Here is a 19,190-nt window from a genome sequence, read left to right as displayed (position 1 = left end):
TAGGGCGGCATTTTCGTTCCGGCTGCGCCGGAACAGCGATAACGCTGCGCGTTATTGCTTGAGAGGAATCACGCGGATCTCGACGCGGCGGTTCTTGGCACGGCCGGCATCGGTGCTGTTGTCAGCGATCGGGTAGGCCTTGCCCGCGCCCAGGGTTTCGATGCGCACGCTCTGCACGCCCTGGCCGATCAGGTACTGCGCCACCGAATCAGCACGCTCCTTGGACAGGCGGTTGTTGACCGCGTCGCTGCCGATGCTGTCGGTGTGGCCGACCACTTCGATCATGGTCTGGTTGTAGTCACGCAGGGTGCCGGCAACGCCATTGAGCGAGCCGTAGAACTGCGGCTTCAGTGCCGACTTGCCGAAGTCGAAGGTGATGCCGTCGGGCAGGTTCAGCATGATGTTGTCGCCCTGTCGCTCGACGTCGATGCCGGTGTTGGCGGTGCGCTCGCGCAGCGCGCGCTCCTGGCGATCCTGGTACTGGCCCACCGCGGCGCCACTGAGTGCGCCAATGCCCGCGCCGATCAGCGCATGCTGGCGACGCTCGGTCGCGCTGTCGCCGGACAGCAGGCCCGCGGCCACGCCGATGGCGGTACCGATCAGGGCATTGCGGCCGGTGCGGTTCTGCTGCTCGGTCGGGTTGCCGTACGGATCACTCTGCACATAGGAGCCGCCGGTGGCGCAGGCCGACAGGACGGCCGCACTCATCAGGGCCAGTGCGACGTTGCGGGTGGTGTTGCGGATCATGGTGTTCTCCTTGGTTTCCGGTCGGGCCGGCGGCTTGCGGGCGGCAACGAGGATAAACAGCCGGACGCGATGTCGGGATGATGATCACGCCGGTCGACAGGGGCGTGTTCAGCTAGCTGTCTGGACCGCTCAGCCAGCGCTTTACCCCGCCGCCGACTGACGGTAGGCGGCCAGAGCGGCATCCCGGCCAGCGGCGAGGTCCACCAGCGGCGTGCGTGGGTAGCCCGGCGCGCGTTCGGCCAGCAGGTGCGGATGCTGCCATGGAGCGAACCGCGCTTTCACCGGCAGCGCCGCCAGCTCAGGCACCCAGCGGCTGATGTAGCGCGCCTGCGGATCGAACTTCTCGGCCTGTGTGACGGGATTGAACACGCGGAAATACGGAGCCGCGTCGGCACCGGTGCCGGCCACCCACTGCCAGCCCATCGTGTTGTTGGCCAGGTCGGCATCCACCAGTGTGTCCCAGAACCAGTGCGCACCGTGCAGCCAATGCGCACGCAGGTGTTTGCACAGGTAGCTGGCGACGATCATCCGCACCCGGTTGTGCATGTAGCCGGTATGCCAGAGCTCGCGCAGACCAGCATCGACGATGGGGACGCCGGTATTGCCGCGCTGCCAGTCGTGCAGCTGGGCGGCACTGGGGCTGGCCCACGGGAAGCGATCGAAGCGTGGATTGAGGTTGTCGGTCGGCGTCTTCGGGAAGTGGTGCAGCAGGTGATGGGCGAAGTCACGCCAGCCAAGCTGGCGCAGGTAGCCATCGATGTCAGCATCGGTACCGGCACTGCGCAGGCCTTCCAGCGCGTGGGCGATGCGCCACGGCGCGATTTCGCCGAAATGCAGGTGCGGCGACAGCCGCGAGGTACCGACCCGGTCCGGCAGGTCGCGCTGCTCGCGATAGCCGCGCAGCGCACCATCCTCGAACACGGACAACGCCTCGAGCGCACCACTCTCGCCCGGCTGCCAGAGTTCCCAGAACCCGGTATCCCAGTGAAGCGTGGGCGCCAGTTGCAGCGTATCCAGCGCAAGGCTGTCGACCGTGTGCGCCGGCAGCGTCTCCGGTGCAGCCTGCAAGGCGGGCAAACGCCAGTGGCTGAGTACGTTGCGCCAGTACGGAGTGAATACCTTGTAGGGCTGCCCCTGCTGGGTGGCGATGTCCCAGGGCTCGAACAGCAGGCTGCCGTTGCAGCTCTGCGCATCGATGCCCTGCTCGCGCAGCGTGCGTTTGATGGCGGCATCGCGCGGTTGCGTGGCCGGTTCGTACTTGCGGTTCCAGTACACCGCTTCAGCGCCGGTCTGCTCGATCAACGCCTGCAGGGCAGGCAGGCTGTCACCGGCACGCAGCACCAGCGATGAACCCCGTGCACGCAGGTCGGCGTCCAGCGCTGCCAGCGAACGATGGCGCCATGCATTGGAGGCCGCGCCCGGCGCCCACTCGCCCTCTTCGTGCGGCGCGTGGATGTACACCGGCACCACATCGTGACCCGCTTCCAGCGCCGCCTGCAGCGCCGGATTGTCCTGCAACCGCAGGTCCCGACGGAACCATACCAACGCTACCGACACGTGCACTGCCTCTCAGTTGCTGGGCGGCCATGATAGCCAGTGACGGTGAAGGCGATGCGTGCGACCGGCTGCTAGGCTGCGCGCTCTTCCGCTTCCGCCCGGCCCTCGTCATGGATGATCTTCGCGCCACGTTTGCCCGCTTCGGCCCCTTGCAACCGCAATCCGCCGACGCGTGGCAGGGGCCGTTCCCGCTGCCGGACGTGCTGGCCGGATTCTACGCACACGTCGGCCCGTTCGGCGAGGTATTCAATCCTGCAAAAGGCCCCTGCGGCATCACCATTCCAGGCCTTGAGGTGTGGATACCGCCCTTGCAGCGCCTGTGGGCCTACCAGGCAGGCTATCGCTGGAACGGCAACGATGGCGAACCGATCAGCGATTGGCCGGCGCAGTGGCTGGTGATCGCCGACCGTGGCGCCGATCCCCTCATCCTCGACATCGACGACGGCCGCGTACTGTTCGCCCGTCATGGTGCGGGCCACTGGGACGCCGGCGGGTTCGCCGCCGACGTGCCGACCCTGATGGCCGCGTTGGCTGCGGCCGGCAGCGTTTACCTCGATGCCGATGAGGATCTGTACAGCGATGACGATGATGGCGGGATCCGTCCGGTTCATCGCGAAGCGGCGCTGCGCGCTGTCGCTGTGGTGCTGGGCAGCACGGATGAAGCAGAACTGTTCCTGGACGCGATGCAGTAGAGCCACGCCATGCGCGGATGGTGCACGGAAAGGTTCAATCCACGCGTGGCATGGATCCACTTCTGGACTGCTGCATCGCTTCGCTGATCACCCGTCCGTCGTTCTTTCCTGCGGCACCTGCTCCGGCTGAGCGGCCAGGAACGGGTGCAGTACGGTATCGGCAGCAGCCACCGCGCCCACCACCAGCAGCAGGGCAACGGCAATGGCGGCCATCGGAACGAGGCGCGGGCGCGTGCTCATCGGTCGTTCCTCACTCCCAGCACCGGTCGGTGCGGCCCTTGGCGGTCTGGGCACGCGCGCAGTCACGCGGCGTGATCCGTCCCTCTCGCTGCTCCACCCGTTGCTTGCCGCCATTGTCATCGCGCTTCAGCTCGAAGGCGTCGTACAGGCGCCCGGTCACCGTGCGGGCCTCGTAGCGAAGGCGCTGCGGATCGATGCGCAACACCTGGAACAGCTGGGTGTCTTCGCCCACGGGGTCCATCGTCCTGCGTGCCTCGTCCGACAGGCGGTACTGCTTCGGTCCAGCCACTGTCACAACGTACTGCGGTGTTGCCGCCTGCCCTTCGCCGCGACGGCCGTAGGTATGGTCATGCCCCTGCAGTACCAGATCCACCTTGTGACGGCGCACCACCGGCAGCAGCACCTTGCGCAGGGCAGCATTCTCGCGGCCCTCGCGCGGCGAATAGAACGGCTGGTGCAGCAGCACGATCGTCCACGGCTGCCGGTTGCCGGACAGCACCTTGTCCAACCACTGTGCCTGCGCCTTGGCGGTACCGAGATCCAGCGCCGACGTGCCATCGACCACGGCCACGCGCACGCCCTGTGCGTCGAACCAGTAGCTGGTACCCGCCGCCGCGCTGGCACCGTTGCCCGGCAGGGCGAAGGTCACCGGCCAATGGCGGCCCAGCACACGGCGCTCCTGTGGCGTGTCCTCGAATTCCTCGAAGTACTCGTGGTTGCCGATCGCCGGCGCCACCAGCGTCTCCTGTGCCAGCCAGCTGGTGGCGGCGAACCATTCGCCCCATTCGCTGTCGTCCATGTTGTCGCCACCGCTGACCAGGTCGCCGGCAAACAGACTGATCCGTGCATCCGGCGCGGCCTTCTGTGCAGCCCGCACCACGCGGCTTACATGGCTGACGTTCTTGTTCTGGGTATCGCCGAAATACAGCAGGGTCAGCGGCTGGTCGGCAGCGGCCAGCGTACGCAGCTGGTTCCACGCGCTCCAGCTGCCATTGCCCTGTACGCGGTAGACATACAGGGTGTCCGGCTGCAAACCATCGATGTCGGCGCGATGATGATGCGACAGGCCGTTCTCGGTCTGCAGCACCTGGGTCTTCGCGCGCACCTGGACGATGCCCTCGATGGCCGGCGAATCGTCGGCCCGTGCGATTTCCAGCAGCGGCGACTGCACGCTGCCATCGGTGCGCCAGGCCACTGCAAAGCCGTGGCTGGGGTCGACCGATGGAGAGGCAACGATGCGGTCCGGCACCGGTGTGGCCGCGTAGTAGCGGCTGCCCGACGGCACCTGCGTATTGGGCTCGGCCGCAGCCGTCGCCATCGATGGCAATGCCAGCAGCAGCCCGATCGCAAGCAAGCGCACCAAACGCGCGCTCACGAGCCACACTCCAGCGGCAGGGCCAACTGCTTGGCGATGCTCTCCCAGTCGAAGGCCACCACACCCTGGTCATCGTGCACCGCATACAGGGCACCGTGCGGGAAGCGTGGCGTCGGCTGCTGCATCATCCAGATGCCATCGGTGTTGGCCACGGTATTGCCCTGGAACGCACCCACCGGCTTCAGCGTATGGCGGTCGAACAGATGGAACACGCTGCGCTGCTTGCCCTGCTCGGTGGTGATCCACCAGCCGTCCTTGCCGCAGGTGCGCAGCATCACGCCTTCGGCCTGCGCCTTGAACACGTCGCGACCGAAGGTGGTGCCGGTGAAGCGCCCCGCCAGGGTGTAGACCTTGAATTCGCTGGCGTAGCTTTCGTCCTCTTCGGCGATCAGCAGGCGATCATTGGCCGGATCTCCCCAGATCGATTCGACCACACGCAACGCGCCGGCTTCGCTGGTATCACCGATGCTGGCCGACAGTGTTGCCTGCACCTTCGTGCCATCGCGGGACACGTGGTACTGGCGCACGCGCTTGTCCAGCTCAGCCAGCGGCGGCAGGATGTCCTTGCCCTGTGCGTCCTCGCCGTTGTCCCAGGAGTCGGTGACGTAGACGCTGTAGCCATCGGCACGGCGGTCCACCCACAGGCCGTAGGGCTTGCGCAGGTCGTCGGCACCGAAGGTGGCCAACGGAGTGAAGTCCGGCAGCGAAAGCACCTGCACACGGTGGTTGTCGCGCTCGACGATCCACAGCAGGTCATCGATCACCGCGATGCCGTTGGGACGATCGAACTGGCCCAGGCCGGTGCCGGTGCTGCCGACGTCGCGCAGGTGCTGGCCGTTGCTGCCGTCGTAGACCACCAGCTTGTCGGTGGTCTTGGCCGTGGCGATCAGCCAGGTCTTGCCATCCGGCGCCTGCCAGGACGCGGGCGAATCGATGTTGTCGGCCGGGGTCATCGGGGTCAGGAAGGCCTCGGCGATGGTCGCCACGTTGCGCTCGACCGGTGCCACAGCGCCGGTCGCTGCAGCCGCTGCCGGCGCCTTGTCCGCGGCCGGCGTGCAGCCGGCGGCAAGAACGGCTGCCAGCGAGGCCGCCATCAGGGTCATGCAACGCGCCATCACAGCGCCACCTTCAGGCCCACGGCGTAGGTGCGGCCATATTCCTCCATCTGCAGGGTGCGCGAGCGCGTGCCCTGGTAGAGCTCCAGGGGCTTGTCCAGCAGGTTCTGCGCTTCAAAGTACACGCTTACGTTCGCGTTGAACTTGTAGTCCAGCGAGAAGTCCAGCTGGGTGTTGGGCGCGACGTAGATGTCGAACGCACGGCCCTTGCCGATGCTGTCCAGGTACTCGCTGCGGTACACCGCCGCCAGACGGGTGCTCAGGCCGTACTTTTCATAGCCGATGTGGGCGCTGTACACGTGCTTGGAGGCACGCGGCAGGGTGAAATCCTCACCGGCGCGATCCTCGATGCCAGCGTCGAATCCGGTATCCAGCCAGGTGCCGCTGGCGCCCACCAGCAGGCCGTCCAGGCCGGCGGGCAGGAAGGCCAGCTGCTGCTGCCAGTTCAGCTCCGCACCACGCACGGTGGCTTTGCGGCCATTGATCGGCTGGGTCACGTCGAAACCACCATAGGCCGGATCATTGGTGCGCACCGTCTCGACGATATAGCCGTCGATGGACTTGTGGAACAGACCGAGCGAAACGATGCCGGTGCTGCCGAGGTACTTCTCCACCGACAGGTCGATGTTCTTCGACTCGTACGGGTCCAGCTCAGGATTGCCCAGGCGCACTTCCTCGTCGCCGCGGCTGTAGCCGACGCGCGGCGAGATATCGCCGAAGGACGGGCGCGAAACGGTCTTGTTGGCCGAGGCGCGCAGCACCCAGTCATCGGCCGCGTCATAGCGCAGGTGCAGGCCCGGCAGTACGTTGGTATAGCTGCTGTTGGCCACGCGCGGGGTTACGGTGTAGCTTCGGCCGTTGGCCGCCACATCGACCTGGTTGCCTTCGGCCCTGAAGCGCGTGTTCTCCACACGCACGCCACCGATGATGCGCAGCGCACCGACATCCCAGGTCCCCATGGCGTAGCTGGCGAAGATGTCTTCACTGGCGGTGTAGTCCTCTTCCAGCGAGGTCATCGCGTTGGCGCCGGCATCCTGCGGGCGGGCACTGAACTGGCCGCGATTGGCCGCCCAGTACGCGCGCATCGCGTCCGAATCCATGCCGTCACCCAGGGTGCCGTGGCGGTGATCCGGGGAGCCGGTGGTCCAGCTGGACAGGGCAACCTTCGGGCCGACGCGCAGTTCGCTTTCGTCGACGTTGACGTCGCGGTCGCGCCAGCGCCCCAGCAGGCCGAACTTGATGCTGCTGCTGTCGCCGTCGAAGCGGACGTTGACCTGTGCGCTGTGCTCCTTGTCGTTCACCTGCTTGGGTGAAATCACGAAGCGGTCGAACGCGTAGTTCGCGTTGTCCAGCCACTGCGGATTGTCGAAGCTGTAGCTGGGCATTCGACTGCTCTGGTCCAGCGTACCGTTGAAGGCCTTGCCGTTGAGCTTGAAGCGCGCCTCCATTTCATCGTTCACCCGCTCTTCGGTGCGGGTGAAACCAACCTTGTAATCGACCACGGCGTTGGTCAGCGTGTTCTCGCCGCCCAGGCTGGCCGCGAAGGTGTTCTCTTCCTTGGTGCGGTAGCGCATGCGCTTGTCGATGGAATCCTTCGGCATGCCGTCCAACCGGTACTGGTCGGTACCGGTCTTCACCATCTTGGCGTCATCGAAGTTGAAGATCACCCGCTGGCGGGTTTCGGCATCATCGAACTGGCTGTACAGCGCACGCAGGTAGTACTTGCTGTCCTCGTTCGGGCGCCAGTCCAGGTTGAGGTTGGCGCCGATGCGCTTGCGCTCGATTTCGTATTTGCGGTGCTGCAGGTTGATCGCGGTGACGTCGCCCGGTGCGGCATCGTCTTCGCCGTCGTACTCCACTTCGGTGTTGTCCGATTCGAACGTGCGCTTCTGGTAGTTCACGCCCAGCGCGACGCCGAAGGTGTCGTTGAACACTTCGCTGTAGTTGAAGGCCGCCTTCGGGCTGGTTTCGCCGGACAGCTGCTGGTGGCTGGCTTCGATCTTGCCACGCAGGCTGCGGCCGTCACGATCGAAGGCCGAGGCCGATTCAACCAGGATCGCGCCACCGATGGCGTCGCCCGGCATGTCCGGGGTGGGCGACTTGACCACGCGCAGGCGCTCGGTCGAATCGGACGGAATCACATCCAGCGGCGCCGCGCGGCTGGAATCTTCCGGGGTGCCGATGGCGATGCCGTCGACGCTGACGCTGTTGAGGTTGGCATCCAGGCCACGCACCACCACGAACCGGCCTTCCCCCTGGTCGCGGGTCACGCTGATGCCCGGCAGGCGCTGCAGCGACTCGGCCACGTTCTTGTCCGGGTACTGGCCCAGCGCGTCGGAGGACACGGCGTCTTCGATGGCATCGCTGCTGCGCTTCAGGTCGACTGCGCGTACCTGCGATTCCAGCTGTGCACGCACTTCGATGCGGTCCAGATCGGTCGCTGCGGCGGCACCCCCTGCCACGGCAGCGGCAGCGTTTTCGGCCGCCAGCACCGACGGGCTGGCCGTCACCAGCAGCGAGAGGCTGATTGCCAGGCCCAACGTGTTCTTCTTCTGCACAGCTATCCCCAACGGTGTAAAGATTGGGTCAGCACGGTATGTCCGGCAGGTTGCATGGGCATGACACCGGTGGAGCCTGGCCTGCCGGACCCGGCTCGGCACCACCGCGCATTCCGCTTAAAATGGGGGCCTCCCCTTCTGCCAGACCCTCCCATGAAGATCGTCGAAGTGCGCCACCCGCTGGTGCAGCACAAGATCGGCCTGATGCGCAACGCCGCGCTCAGCACCAAGGATTTCCGCGAACTGGCCAACGAACTGGGCACGCTGCTGGCCTACGAGGCCACCGCCGACCTGGAAACCGAGCCGCACACCCTGCCGGGCTGGTCCGGCCCGGTCACCGTGCAGCGCATCGCCGGCGCCAAGATCACCGTGGTGCCGATCCTGCGCGCCGGCCTGGGCATGCTCAGCGGCGTGCTGTCGCTGATCCCGGCCGCCCGTGTCAGCGTAGTCGGCCTGCAGCGCGATGAGGAAACCCTGCAGCCGGTGCCTTACTTCGAGCGCCTGACCGGCCGCCTGGAAGAGCGCGACGCGCTGATCCTCGACCCGATGCTGGCCACCGGCGGCACCCTGATCGCCACCATCGACATGCTCAAGCGCGCCGGCGCTCGCCGGATCAAGGGCATCTTCCTGGTTGCCGCACCTGAGGGCATCGAAGCGGTGAAAGCCGTGCACCCGGACGTGGAGATCTACACCGCCGCGATCGATGCGCAGCTCAACGACAAGGGCTACATCCTGCCGGGTCTGGGTGATGCCGGCGACCGCATCTTCGGTACCCGCGTGGGCTGAGATCGACCGGGTCGGAGCGCTTTCGAAAGGAAGTGCTCCACCTGCTCCAGGCACCTTCACGCCGGCTTTGCGGCAACGGGCGAATGCTCCGCGCACCCGCCCTGCCCTGGAGCCACCATGAAAGCCTCTTTGCTGCTCGCCGCCGCCCTGCTGGTCGGCCTCCCGATTTCCGCCAACGCAGCCACCCCACAGCAGCAGCGCATGGCCGACTGTTCGGCAAAGAACAAAGGGCTGAAAGGCGACGCCTACAAGTCCGCGCAGAGCGCATGCCTGAGCTCGCACGCAGCCGCACCGGCAACCCCTGCCACGCCGCAGGAGCGCATGAAGAAGTGCAACGCAGACGCCGCCACCCAAAAGCTCGCCGGCGACGCCCGCAAGACCTTCATGAGCAGCTGCCTCAAGGCTTCGTAAAAACAGCGAAGAAAGGCCCCATCCACGCATGGCGTGGATCTACTGACCGTCACTTGGAACCTGTCCGTCGAATGGGGTCAGAGCCCATTGCGCAGCAACGGGATCGGACCCCGAAAGATCCACCGGGTGTCCCATCCGTCACCGGAAAACTGTCGAAGGCGGGGCGGTGTCGGATTGCGGGGTGTCAGCCGCATGGATGCGGCTGCCAAGCCTACAAGGACGTACTTGCGGCGTCCCCGCCATCCGACACCGCCCCGCCACCCACGGATAGCCCGCTGTTGCTGTTGCCGTTGATTCGGCAGGTGCAGGGCGCAGCCCTGCCGGCAAACCTCACCCCAGCGCGCGCGCCTTCAGTTCGCCCTGCTCATGCAGCGTCACGAAACGTCCCTTCTCATCCCGCCCGACCTGCGCCAGCGCCACCTGCGGATCATGGGTGAAGAACAGATGCACGTTGCGCGCCAGCTTGTCTTCCAGGAACTGTCGCTTCTCGTCGATCAGCAGCTCGGCGTTGCGGTCGTACCCCATGGTGATCGGCACGTGCACCCACGAGCGACCCGGAATCAGATCGGCGCAGAACACCACGCCGCCGTGCGCCCCCTCGCCTGCGCGTGCCTGCCCGACGATCTCGGCCAGCATCAGCCCCGGCGTGTGCCCGTCGCTGTAACTGAAACGCACGCTGTGGCCGAGCACCTTCGAATACTCGCCGTCCACCACTTCCAGGCGGCCACTGGCCTGCAGCAGGCCCGGCAGTTCTGGAATGAAGCTGGCGCGATCGCGCGGGTGCGGCTGCAGCGCGCGCTGCCAATGCTGCGCACCGACCACGTACGTCGCATTGGGGAACAGCAGTTCCGGTTCACGGCCTTCGTGCCACGCGGCCAACAGGCCGCCGGCGTGGTCGAAGTGCAGATGGCTGAGCACCACCACGTCGATGTCTTCGTGCTCGAAGCCGGCTTCGCGCAGCGAATCGATCAGCACATGCTGGCTTTCCTGCACGCCATAGCGCTCGCGCATGCGCGGCTCGAAGAACGCACCGATGCCGGTTTCGAACAGCACCGTCTTGCCTTCCAGCGGGCTCGCCAACAACGCACGACAGGCCAGCTCGATGCGGTTGAGCTCATCCGGTGCTGCCCACTTTTCCCACAACGCGCGCGGCGCGTTGCCGAACATTGCACCGCCATCCAGGCGTTGGGTATTACCGCGGATCGACCATAGTTTCATGACGCAATTATCGGTGGCCGCTCGTTAAATAATCGCTAGTGGGAAAATGAAAAACCCCGCCGTTGCGGGCGGGGTTCTCAGGTTTGCGTCCGCCGGGCATGGCCCGGCGCTGCCGCCGGATCAGGGAGCCGGCACAATCTGGGCACTGCCGACCGGGTTGCGCGGGTCACTGCCGCCAAACAGTTTGTTGGCCTTGCGGTCCCACTCCACCGTCTGCAGGTTGCCCCACACGTGGCTGGAGCCGCGGCCGCCGGCAGCGACCTCGCCCGGCAGGTCGATCTTGTGGCCCATCGCCTGCAGCTGCTTGATGGTGCCAGCGTCGAAAGCATTGCTTTCCGCCTCGATCAGGTCCGGCAGCCACTGGTGGTGGTAGCGCGGCAGCGCGGCGACCTGCTGCGCATCCAGGCCAGCGTCGTAGCCCAGGATACCCAGCAGCACCATGGTGATGATGCGGCTGCCGCCGGGCGTGCCCAGCACGATCACCTTGTCGTCGTTTTCCATGAAGGTGGGCGTCATCGAGCTGAGCATGCGCTTGCCCGGCTTCGGCGCGTTGGCCGCGTAGCCCATCACGCCAAAGGCATTGGGCGTTCCCGGCTTCAGCGCGAAGTCGTCCATCTCGTTGTTCAGCAGCACGCCGGTGCCCTTCGGAATCAGGCCGGAGCCGTACAGCAGGTTGACGGTCTGGGTGGCACCGACACGGTTGCCATCACGGTCGATGATCGAGAAATGGGTGGTCTCGTCATCCTCCAGCGGCGTCGGGTTGCCCGACAGCAGGTCGCTGGGGGTCGCCTTTTCCGGGTGGATGGTTGCGCGCAGGCCCTGCGCGTAATCCTTGCTGGCCAGCACCTTCTGCGGGATCTGCACGAAATCCGGATCGCCGAGGAAGAAGGTGCGGTCACGGTAGGCACGACGCATCGACTCGACCACCAGATGGGTGCGGTGCGCGGCATCCATCTGCTTGATGTCCCAGCCTTCCAGGATCTGCAGCATGCTGGCCAGGGCGATGCCACCGGAGGACGGCGGCGGTGCGGTGGTGATCTTCCAGCCGTTGTAGTTGAAGACGATCGGCGCGCGCTGCTTGACGCGGTAGCCGGCCAGCTCTTCGGCGGTCCACTTGCCGCCCGCCTGCTTCACGCCGGCCAGCAGCAGCTTGCCGGTCTGGCCCTTGTAGAAGCCGTCGAAGCCACCGGCCGCCAGGCGCTCCAGGGTCTGCGCCAGTTCCGGCTGCTTGAACAGGTCACCGGTGGCGATCGGCTTGCCATTGCGCAGGTAGACCTCGCGCGTACCGGGATAACGCTCCATCACTTCACGGCGCGAGGCATAGCCCTTGGCCATGCGGTCGTACACCGGGAAGCCTTCACGCGCGATGCGGATCGCCGGCTGCAACGACGCTGACAGCGGCAGCTTGCCGTGCTTGGCCGACAGTTCGACCAGCGCCGCCGGCAGGCCCGGAATGCCGGCCGACCACGGGCCGTTGACCGAGCGGTCGCGGTCCAGGTCACCCTTCTTGTCGAGGAAGGCCTGCGGCGTGGCCGCGGCCGGCGCGGTCTCGCGCGCGTCCAGCATCACGTCCTTGCCGGTGGCCGCATCATGCAGCAGGAAAAAGCCGCCGCCACCGAGGCCGGAGCTGATCGGCTCGACCACCGCCAGGGTCGAGGACACTGCCACCGCCGCGTCGAAGGCGTTGCCACCCTGGGCCAGTATGTCGACACCGGCCTGGGTGGCCAGGGCGTGACCGCTGGCGATGGCCGCGCCATCGGGGCGCTCGGCACGGACCGGGGCATCAGCCCAGGCGACGGAACTCAGCAGCAGGCCGAGCAGCAACAGGGGGCGGGCGAACGACTTCATTCGGATGGGGGCTCCGCATAGAGTTCGGGATGATCGTGCTGCAGTTGGCGCAACTTGGCCAGCAGCTCGATTTCGGTTTCGACGATGTCCGGATCGGGGTCGATGCATTCGACCGGGCAGACGACCACGCACTGCGGTTCGTCGAAATGGCCCACGCACTCGGTACAGCGGGCGGGGTCGATCACGTAGATGGTTTCACCCATCGTGATGGCCTGGTTCGGGCAGGCGGGCTCGCATACGTCGCAGTTGACGCAGAGCTCATTGATTTTCAGCGACATGGCGATACTCCACGCCCGCGCCTTGGGACAAGGACCGGCCTGCGCGGGCGCGCGGGCCGGTCAGGTCATCAGCGGCGCCCATCGCAGGGCGCCGCCCGGGCCGTGCCGAAGCACGACCGCCTCGGCTCGGTCTTACTTGGCTTCGACGAAAATGTACTCGGCACCGGTCGGCTGGACCACGGCCTGCACGCGGGCGTTGTCGGCGGACTGGCCGATGAAGACGACGCGCACGCCCTTCATCGAATCCGGCGAGACATCCTTGAACACGGTCTGGATCATGTCAGCCATCTTGCCCGAGGCCGACGAACCGAAGGCCAGCATGTTGCCCGGCTGCACGCCACGGGCCACGGCCTGGGTCGCGCTTTCGGTCTGGCGCTCGTACTTGGCCTGGAAGTCCGGATCCGATTCCGGCGACAGGTAGTACAGGAACGGGCTGTTGGTGATGTTGCCCATGTTCTGGATGGCCACTTCCTGCAGGTACTTCTTCCAGCCTGCGTCGTCTTCCTTGGCCGGCGCGACCAGCGCCTGCTTGGCTTCGTCGACCGGAGCGGCTTCTTCCTTCTTGCAGGCGGTGAAAGCCAGGGCAAACGAAGCGATCAGCATCGCGCGCATGGTGTTGTTCATGGGTTTCCTCCCGGAATGTTGCGTGTTGGTGTGCGTAATGGAATGCGTGGTGCTACAGGATCTACTGCTGGCCAGGGCTTACGACTGCGCCGACTTCGCTTCGCGGACCTTGCGCAGCGCCTCGAGCACGGCGGCCGGCACGAAGCCGGACACATCGCCACCCAGGCGAGCGATCTCGCGGACCAGCGAGGACGAGATGAAGCTGTGCTGCTCGGCGGGGGTCAGGAACAGGGTCTCGACCTCCGGAATCAGGTGGCGGTTCATGCTCGCCATCTGGAATTCGTACTCGAAGTCGGACACCGCGCGCAGCCCGCGCAGCAGCACACCGCCCTGCACCGAACGCACAAAATGGGCCAGCAGCGTATCGAAGCCGATGACCTCGACGTTGCTGTGGTGGCCCAGGGCGCCACGCGCCAGCTGCACGCGCTGTTCCAGCGGCAGGGCCGGTCCCTTCGAGGGGCTCTGCGCCACGCCCACCACGACCTTTTCAAACAGCGGCGCGGCCCGGCTCACCAGGTCGATATGACCATTGGTGATGGGGTCGAACGTGCCGGGATAGACGGCGATGCGGCGGTTGGCCACGGTCATGGGCGGTAGCAGATGTTCAGATGAGGTCAAAGTGTAGCAGCGGCGCGGCGGTACAGGGCAAAGCGCACCTCGCGGGTGCCGCCATCGCGGTGCAGCAGCCATTCCGGGGGCAGCACCGGCACGTGGCTGGCCGGCGATTCCAGGTACAGCCAGGCATCGGCGGCCAGGTGCCGCGGCAGCTGGGCCAGCACGTCCTGCCACAGGCCATCGGCGAACGGCGGGTCGATGAACACCAGATCCGCCTGCTGTGCCGGCGCGGCCTGCAGCCAGCGCAGCGCATCGGCCTGGGCGACCGTCACGACGTCACCCGCCTGCAGTCTGGCCACGGCCGCCGACAGGTTGCGCGCGAGCTGCGGGTCGCGCTCGACCAGGGTGGCATGCGCGGCCCCCCGCGAGACCGCCTCCAGCCCCAGCGCGCCGCTGCCGGCGAACAGGTCCAGCACGCGCGCCCCGCCCAGCTTGGGCATCAACCAGTTGAACAGGGTCTCACGCACGCGGTCGCTGCTGGGCCGCAGGCCCGGCAGGGTCGGAACCGGCAGTCGGGTATTGCGCCAGCGCCCACCGATGATGCGCACCTGGCCTTCGTTGCCACCGCGGCCGCTCACAGGCGCCCCTGGCGAGATTCATTCGAGAATTTCAGCATGAGCGGGATTGTAGTTCGGCCGGGCTGCGCCCGGCACCCGCAGAGGCCGAAGCAACGGCCGAAGCAACGTCAAAGGCTGGCTTCCTGCGGATTGGCGGGGTGGGTCCGGTTGCGGGGGCCGCCGTAAATCCGTCCATGGAGGCTCGGTCGCGCCATCCATGGCGCTCACGCCCCCGCAACCGGACCCACCCCGCCTTCGACAGTTTCCTGCGATCTGCAGTAGATCCACGCCATGCGTGGATGAACATCTGTCAGATATCGAAGGGTTTGATGAGATCGGAAGCCAGCCGTCGGCTCCGCCACCGGAAACTGTCAGAGGCGGGGCGGTGTGGGTTGGCAGGACCGCAGGCGCCATGGATGGCGCCTACGAGCCCCCATGGAAGGGTTTACGGCGTGTCCTGCCAACCCACATCGCCCCGCCAAGCAAACAGACAACCCAGAGCCAGCTGTTGCTGTTGCTGTTGCTGTTGCTTTGGCCTCGGCGGGTGCCGGGCGCAGCCCGGCCGACCAACCCCTTGATTTCGGGACAATCACCCCTACCCCTTGGCGAGGCCGCACGCGCTTGCGCGGCACCGCACATGGAGCCCTACCCGATGACCGAGACGACCCAGACCGAAACCCTTGGCTTCCAGACCGAAGTCAAGCAGCTGCTGCAGCTGATGATCCACTCGCTGTACTCCAACAAGGAGATCTTCCTCCGCGAGCTGGTCTCCAATGCCGCCGACGCCGCCGACAAGCTGCGCTTCGAAGCCCTGACCCAGCCTGAGCTGCTGGAAGGCGACAGCGAGCTGCGCGTGCGCGTCAGCTTCGATCCGGCCGCCCACACCATCACCATCGAAGACAACGGCATCGGCATGAGCCGCGCCGATGCCATCACCCACCTCGGCACCATCGCCAAGTCCGGCACCGGCGACTTCCTGCGCCAGCTGTCCGGCGACCAGAAGAAGGACTCGCAGCTGATCGGCCAGTTCGGCGTCGGCTTCTACAGCGCCTTCATCGTCGCCGACGAAGTGGAAGTCACTTCGCGCCGCGCAGGCCTGGCCGCCAATGAAGGCGTGCGCTGGACCTCGCGTGGCGAAGGCGATTTCGATGTCGCTACCATCGACAAGGCCGAGCGCGGCACCCGCATCGTCCTGCACCTGAAGGACGGCGAGCACGACTTCGCCGACGGCTGGCGCCTGCGCAGCATCCTCAAGAAGTACTCCGACCACATCGGCCTGCCGATCCAGATGCCCAAGGAAGGCGGCGACGAAGGCGCCGCGCTCGAGTGGGAAACCGTCAACCGCGCCAGCGCGCTGTGGACCCGCCCGCGCACCGAGATCAGCGATGCGGAGTACACCGAGTTCTACAAGCACGTCGCCCACGACCACAGCGACCCGCTGGCGTGGAGCCACAACAAGGTCGAAGGCAAGCTGGAGTACACCTCGCTGCTGTACGTGCCGGGCCGCGCGCCGTTCGACCTGTACCATCGCGATGCGCCCAAGGGCCTGAAGCTGTACGTGCAGCGCGTGTTCGTGATGGACCAGGCCGAGCAGTTCCTGCCGCTGTACCTGCGTTTCATCAAGGGCGTGGTCGATTCCAACGACCTGTCGCTGAATGTCTCGCGCGAGATCCTGCAGTCCGGCCCGGTCATCGATTCGATGAAGGCCGCGCTGACCAAGCGTTCGCTGGACATGCTGGAGAAGCTGTCCAGCGACAAGCCCGAGCAGTACGCCACGTTCTGGAAGGAATTCGGCCAGGTGCTGAAGGAGGGCCCGGCCGAGGACTACAACAACCGTGAGAAGGTCGCCGGCCTGCTGCGCTTCGCTTCCACCCGTGGCGAGGCCGATGCGCAGACCGTCTCGTTGGCCGACTACATCGGCCGCATGGCCGAAGGCCAGGACAAGATCTATTACCTGACCGGCGAGAGCTACAGCCAGGTGCGCAACAGCCCGCACCTGGAAGTGTTCCGCAAGAAGGGCATCGAAGTCCTGCTGCTGACCGATCGCATCGACGAGTGGCTGATGGGCTACCTGACCGATTTCGACGGCAAGGGCTTCGTCGACATCGCCCGCGGCGACCTCGACCTGGGCGCGCTGGAGAGCGAAGCGGACAAGCAGGAGCAGGAAGCCGCAGCCAAGGACAAGCAGGGCCTGGTCGAACGCCTGAAGAACGTGCTCGGCGATGACGTGGCCGAAGTGCGCGTGTCGCACCGCCTGACCGATTCGCCGGCGGTGCTGGCCATCGGCGAACAGGACCTGGGCCTGCAGATGCGCCAGATCCTGGAAGCCAGCGGCCAGAAGGTACCCGACAGCAAGCCGGTGCTGGAGATCAACCCGGGTCATCCGCTGATCGCCAAGCTGGATGCCGAAGCCGATGGCGCACGTTTCGACGACCTGGGCCGGGTGCTGTTCGACCAGGCCGCACTGGCCGCCGGCGACAGCCTGAAGGACCCGGGTGCCTATGTGGCCCGTCTGAACAAGCTGCTGCTGGAGCTGTCGGCCTGACCGATGCCGGGATCGCCCGGCCTGGTGGTGCCAACCTCGGTTGGCACCGCCATTGCCCCGGTAGATGCCAACCTTGGTTGGCGCTGCTGTTGGCCTGGTAGATGCCAACCTTGGTTGGCGCTTGAAAAGCTGCCGAGCAGGGCTTGACTGCAAAAGCGTGCCAACCAAGGTTGGCACCTACCAGAGCCGGTCGGATCAGGCACGCACCAGAGCCGGTCGGATCAGACCCATCCCAGATGCGGTCGGATCAGGCCTGCCGATCCAGCAGCGAGCCCAGCATCTGGTCCTCGCGGCGGATCAGCGCGGCATTGGCAGCGAAGGCCACCACCTCGGCCTTGGCAGCCAACAGGTCGCCCAGCGGTGCGGTCGGATCGGTGTCGCCATGGGACGTCACGCGGGTGTCCACCCCACCCTGCGCTGCGGCATCGCGCTGCAGTTGCAGTCGTGGCGCATCCGGGGTCGCCAGGTTGGCCACATTGTGCGCGGCCACCTGCACGCCCTGCTGGGCCGCACGCATCCCGCTGAGCGCAACACCTGTCACATCGTTCATCGGCGGTCTTCCAGGCCACCCAACGCAGCCCTCCGGACCGGTTAACGGCCGCGTAGCTGCGACCTTGAGTCCACGCCGGCCATACAGGCCCGGGTGGTAGCATATCCCTCTGATTTCAGCGCCTTTTGCCAATGCTCAGTTTTTTCCGCCGCAAGAAGCCCCAGGACGCCGCCACACCGGACGCGCCCAAGACCCAGCACTACTCGGCTGAAGAGCTGGCGGCGGCATTCCCGTCGGCCGCGCCACCCGAGCAGGCCCCGGCCGCACCGGTAGCCCCGCCGATGGTGGAAGCGCCTGTGCCAGCTGCCACGCCCGAGGTCGTTGCGCCCGCAACGTCAACCGCGCCGGCCCCGCAAGCAACACTGCAGACGGCGCAGGAAACCATCCCCGAAGCCGCGCCCGCCCGCGTGCTGGCGCCGGAGAACTTCGAAGCCGAAGCGGCCGCCGCCGCCGCGGTGCTCGCCCCGCTGGCCCCGGTCATCCCGGCGCAGGAACCAGCCGCCCCCGCCGCCGACCTGCCGGTACTGGTCGATGCCCCGGCTGCTGCGGCGGGCAAGCCTGGCTGGCGCGAGCGCCTGCGCAACAGTGCGTTTGCCCGCAGTTTCGGCGGCCTGTTCTCGCGCAACCCCAAGCTCGATGACGACCTGCTGGACGAGATCGAGACCGCGCTGCTGACCGCCGACGTTGGCGTTGCCGCCACCACCGACCTGATCGCCGACCTGCGCAAGCGCATGAAGGCGCGCGAGTTCATCGATGCCAATGCCCTGCTGGCGGCACTGCGCGCGGACCTGATCGCGATCCTGCAGCCGGTATCCAAGCCGCTGATCATCGACCGCAACGCCAAGCCCTTCGTGGTGCTGACCGTGGGCGTCAACGGCGTCGGCAAGACCACCACCATCGGCAAGCTGGCCAAGCGTTTCAAGGACGAGGGCCACAGCCTGATGCTGGCCGCTGGCGATACCTTCCGCGCCGCCGCCGTCGCCCAGCTGCAGATCTGGGGCGAGCGCAACGGCGTGGCCGTGGTCGCGCAGGGGCAGAACGCTGATGCCGCCTCGGTGGCCTACGATGCGCTGCAGGCCGGCAAGGCCCGCGGCACCTCGGTGCTGATTGCCGATACCGCAGGCCGCCTGCACACCCAGTCCGGGCTGATGAACGAGCTGGGCAAGATCCGCCGCGTGCTCGGCAAGATCGACGAGAACGCGCCGCACGAAGTGCTGATGGTGATCGACGGCACCACCGGCCAGAACGCGCTTTCGCAGCTGCGCCAGTTCAATGCCGCGGTCAAGGTGACCGGCCTGGTGGTGACCAAGCTGGACGGTACCGCCAAGGGCGGCGTGGTGTTCGCGCTGGCCCGCGAGTTCGGCATTCCGATCCGTTTCGCTGGCATCGGCGAGCGCCCGGAGGACCTGCGCGTGTTCGATCCGGAAGCCTTCGTCGACGCCCTGTTGCCCGAAGCATTGGGCACTGCCTGACG

17 protein-coding genes and 1 pseudogene are annotated in these 19,190 nt (G+C 66.5%); 5 read left to right on the top strand and 13 right to left on the bottom strand.

The annotated features are described in order from the left end of the window. Positions 1 to 51: 51 nt before the first annotated feature. Together LC407_RS04560 and LC407_RS04555 are read right to left on the bottom strand one after the other, a co-directional pair. Complete coding sequence (locus LC407_RS04560) at positions 52 to 747, bottom strand: OmpA family protein (protein WP_025878838.1); 696 nt, start codon at positions 745 to 747, stop codon at positions 52 to 54. 141 nt (positions 748 to 888) lie between these two features. Further along, positions 889 to 2,304: a deoxyribodipyrimidine photo-lyase gene (locus LC407_RS04555; protein ID WP_223482258.1), complete on the bottom strand. Its 1,416-nt coding sequence runs from the start codon at positions 2,302 to 2,304 to the stop codon at positions 889 to 891. A 110-nt stretch (positions 2,305 to 2,414) separates the two neighbouring features. Between LC407_RS04555 and LC407_RS04550 the strand changes: the two genes are divergently transcribed. After that, positions 2,415 to 2,996, top strand: a complete 582-nt coding sequence (locus LC407_RS04550) for a hypothetical protein (RefSeq protein ID WP_059063821.1) — start codon at positions 2,415 to 2,417, stop codon at positions 2,994 to 2,996. A gap of 105 nt (positions 2,997 to 3,101) precedes the next feature. Here LC407_RS04550 and LC407_RS04545 read toward each other — a convergent pair. The 4 genes and pseudogenes from LC407_RS04545 to LC407_RS04530 form a co-directional block, all read right to left on the bottom strand. After that, a pseudogene (locus tag LC407_RS04545) lies at positions 3,102 to 3,236 on the bottom strand (inorganic diphosphatase); the annotation flags it as partial. 10 nt (positions 3,237 to 3,246) lie between these two features. Beyond that, entirely contained in the window at positions 3,247 to 4,554 is a 1,308-nt protein-coding gene (locus tag LC407_RS04540) for a metallophosphoesterase family protein (protein WP_081323693.1), read from the bottom strand. 53 nt (positions 4,555 to 4,607) lie between these two features. Further along, positions 4,608 to 5,726 carry a phytase gene (locus LC407_RS04535; protein WP_059063817.1) on the bottom strand — a complete coding sequence of 373 codons (1,119 nt, stop codon included), beginning with the start codon at positions 5,724 to 5,726 and terminating at the stop codon, positions 4,608 to 4,610. After that, positions 5,726 to 8,284: a TonB-dependent receptor gene (locus LC407_RS04530; protein ID WP_059063815.1), complete on the bottom strand. Its 2,559-nt coding sequence runs from the start codon at positions 8,282 to 8,284 to the stop codon at positions 5,726 to 5,728. The genes LC407_RS04535 and LC407_RS04530 overlap by 1 nt, the downstream gene beginning before the upstream one ends. 153 nt (positions 8,285 to 8,437) lie before the next feature. Here LC407_RS04530 and upp point away from each other — a divergent pair, with 153 nt between their 5' ends. Together upp and LC407_RS04520 are read left to right on the top strand one after the other, a co-directional pair. Beyond that, positions 8,438 to 9,070 carry a uracil phosphoribosyltransferase gene (upp, locus tag LC407_RS04525; protein ID WP_025878832.1) on the top strand — a complete coding sequence of 211 codons (633 nt, stop codon included), beginning with the start codon at positions 8,438 to 8,440 and terminating at the stop codon, positions 9,068 to 9,070. A 117-nt stretch (positions 9,071 to 9,187) separates the two neighbouring features. Then, the gene (locus LC407_RS04520; protein ID WP_059063813.1) at positions 9,188 to 9,481 is read left to right on the top strand and encodes a PsiF family protein; all 294 of its coding nucleotides are present in this window, start codon (positions 9,188 to 9,190) and stop codon (positions 9,479 to 9,481) included. Between the two features lie 330 nt (positions 9,482 to 9,811). On the opposite strand, the gene LC407_RS04515 is transcribed toward LC407_RS04520, so the two are convergent. From LC407_RS04515 to rsmD, 6 genes are all read right to left on the bottom strand, one after another. After that, positions 9,812 to 10,699, bottom strand: a complete 888-nt coding sequence (locus LC407_RS04515; protein WP_025878830.1) for an MBL fold metallo-hydrolase — start codon at positions 10,697 to 10,699, stop codon at positions 9,812 to 9,814. Positions 10,700 to 10,819: 120 nt separating this feature from the next. Beyond that, positions 10,820 to 12,547 (bottom strand): gamma-glutamyltransferase, encoded by a 1,728-nt coding sequence (gene ggt / locus LC407_RS04510; protein ID WP_059063811.1) that lies wholly within the window; start codon positions 12,545 to 12,547, stop codon positions 10,820 to 10,822. After that, the gene (locus LC407_RS04505; RefSeq protein WP_025878828.1) at positions 12,544 to 12,825 is read right to left on the bottom strand and encodes a YfhL family 4Fe-4S dicluster ferredoxin; all 282 of its coding nucleotides are present in this window, start codon (positions 12,823 to 12,825) and stop codon (positions 12,544 to 12,546) included. The genes ggt and LC407_RS04505 overlap by 4 nt, the downstream gene beginning before the upstream one ends. A gap of 132 nt (positions 12,826 to 12,957) precedes the next feature. Then, entirely contained in the window at positions 12,958 to 13,449 is a 492-nt protein-coding gene (locus LC407_RS04500; protein ID WP_025878827.1) for a hypothetical protein, read from the bottom strand. Between the two features lie 78 nt (positions 13,450 to 13,527). After that, positions 13,528 to 14,037 (bottom strand): pantetheine-phosphate adenylyltransferase, encoded by a 510-nt coding sequence (coaD, locus tag LC407_RS04495; protein ID WP_008267036.1) that lies wholly within the window; start codon positions 14,035 to 14,037, stop codon positions 13,528 to 13,530. 26 nt (positions 14,038 to 14,063) lie between these two features. Beyond that, positions 14,064 to 14,660, bottom strand: a complete 597-nt coding sequence (gene rsmD, locus LC407_RS04490; protein WP_312963498.1) for a 16S rRNA (guanine(966)-N(2))-methyltransferase RsmD — start codon at positions 14,658 to 14,660, stop codon at positions 14,064 to 14,066. Positions 14,661 to 15,273: 613 nt separating this feature from the next. Here rsmD and htpG point away from each other — a divergent pair. Beyond that, the gene (gene htpG, locus LC407_RS04485; RefSeq protein ID WP_059063809.1) at positions 15,274 to 17,166 is read left to right on the top strand and encodes a molecular chaperone HtpG; all 1,893 of its coding nucleotides are present in this window, start codon (positions 15,274 to 15,276) and stop codon (positions 17,164 to 17,166) included. A 247-nt stretch (positions 17,167 to 17,413) separates the two neighbouring features. Here htpG and LC407_RS04480 read toward each other — a convergent pair whose 3' ends face one another. Further along, positions 17,414 to 17,716, bottom strand: coding sequence for a hypothetical protein (locus LC407_RS04480; protein ID WP_025878824.1), 303 nt, complete (start codon positions 17,714 to 17,716; stop codon positions 17,414 to 17,416). A 131-nt stretch (positions 17,717 to 17,847) separates the two neighbouring features. Here LC407_RS04480 and ftsY point away from each other — a divergent pair, with 131 nt between their 5' ends. Next, positions 17,848 to 19,188 carry a signal recognition particle-docking protein FtsY gene (ftsY, locus tag LC407_RS04475; protein WP_059063805.1) on the top strand — a complete coding sequence of 447 codons (1,341 nt, stop codon included), beginning with the start codon at positions 17,848 to 17,850 and terminating at the stop codon, positions 19,186 to 19,188. Positions 19,189 to 19,190: the final 2 nt, after the last annotated feature.

Source organism: Stenotrophomonas sp. OVS01A (assembly GCF_019969775.1).
Taxonomy (GTDB): domain Bacteria; phylum Pseudomonadota; class Gammaproteobacteria; order Xanthomonadales; family Xanthomonadaceae; genus Stenotrophomonas; species Stenotrophomonas indicatrix.
Note: the sequence above shows the minus strand (reverse complement) of the source record. Positions and strands in the feature narration are given on the sequence as shown.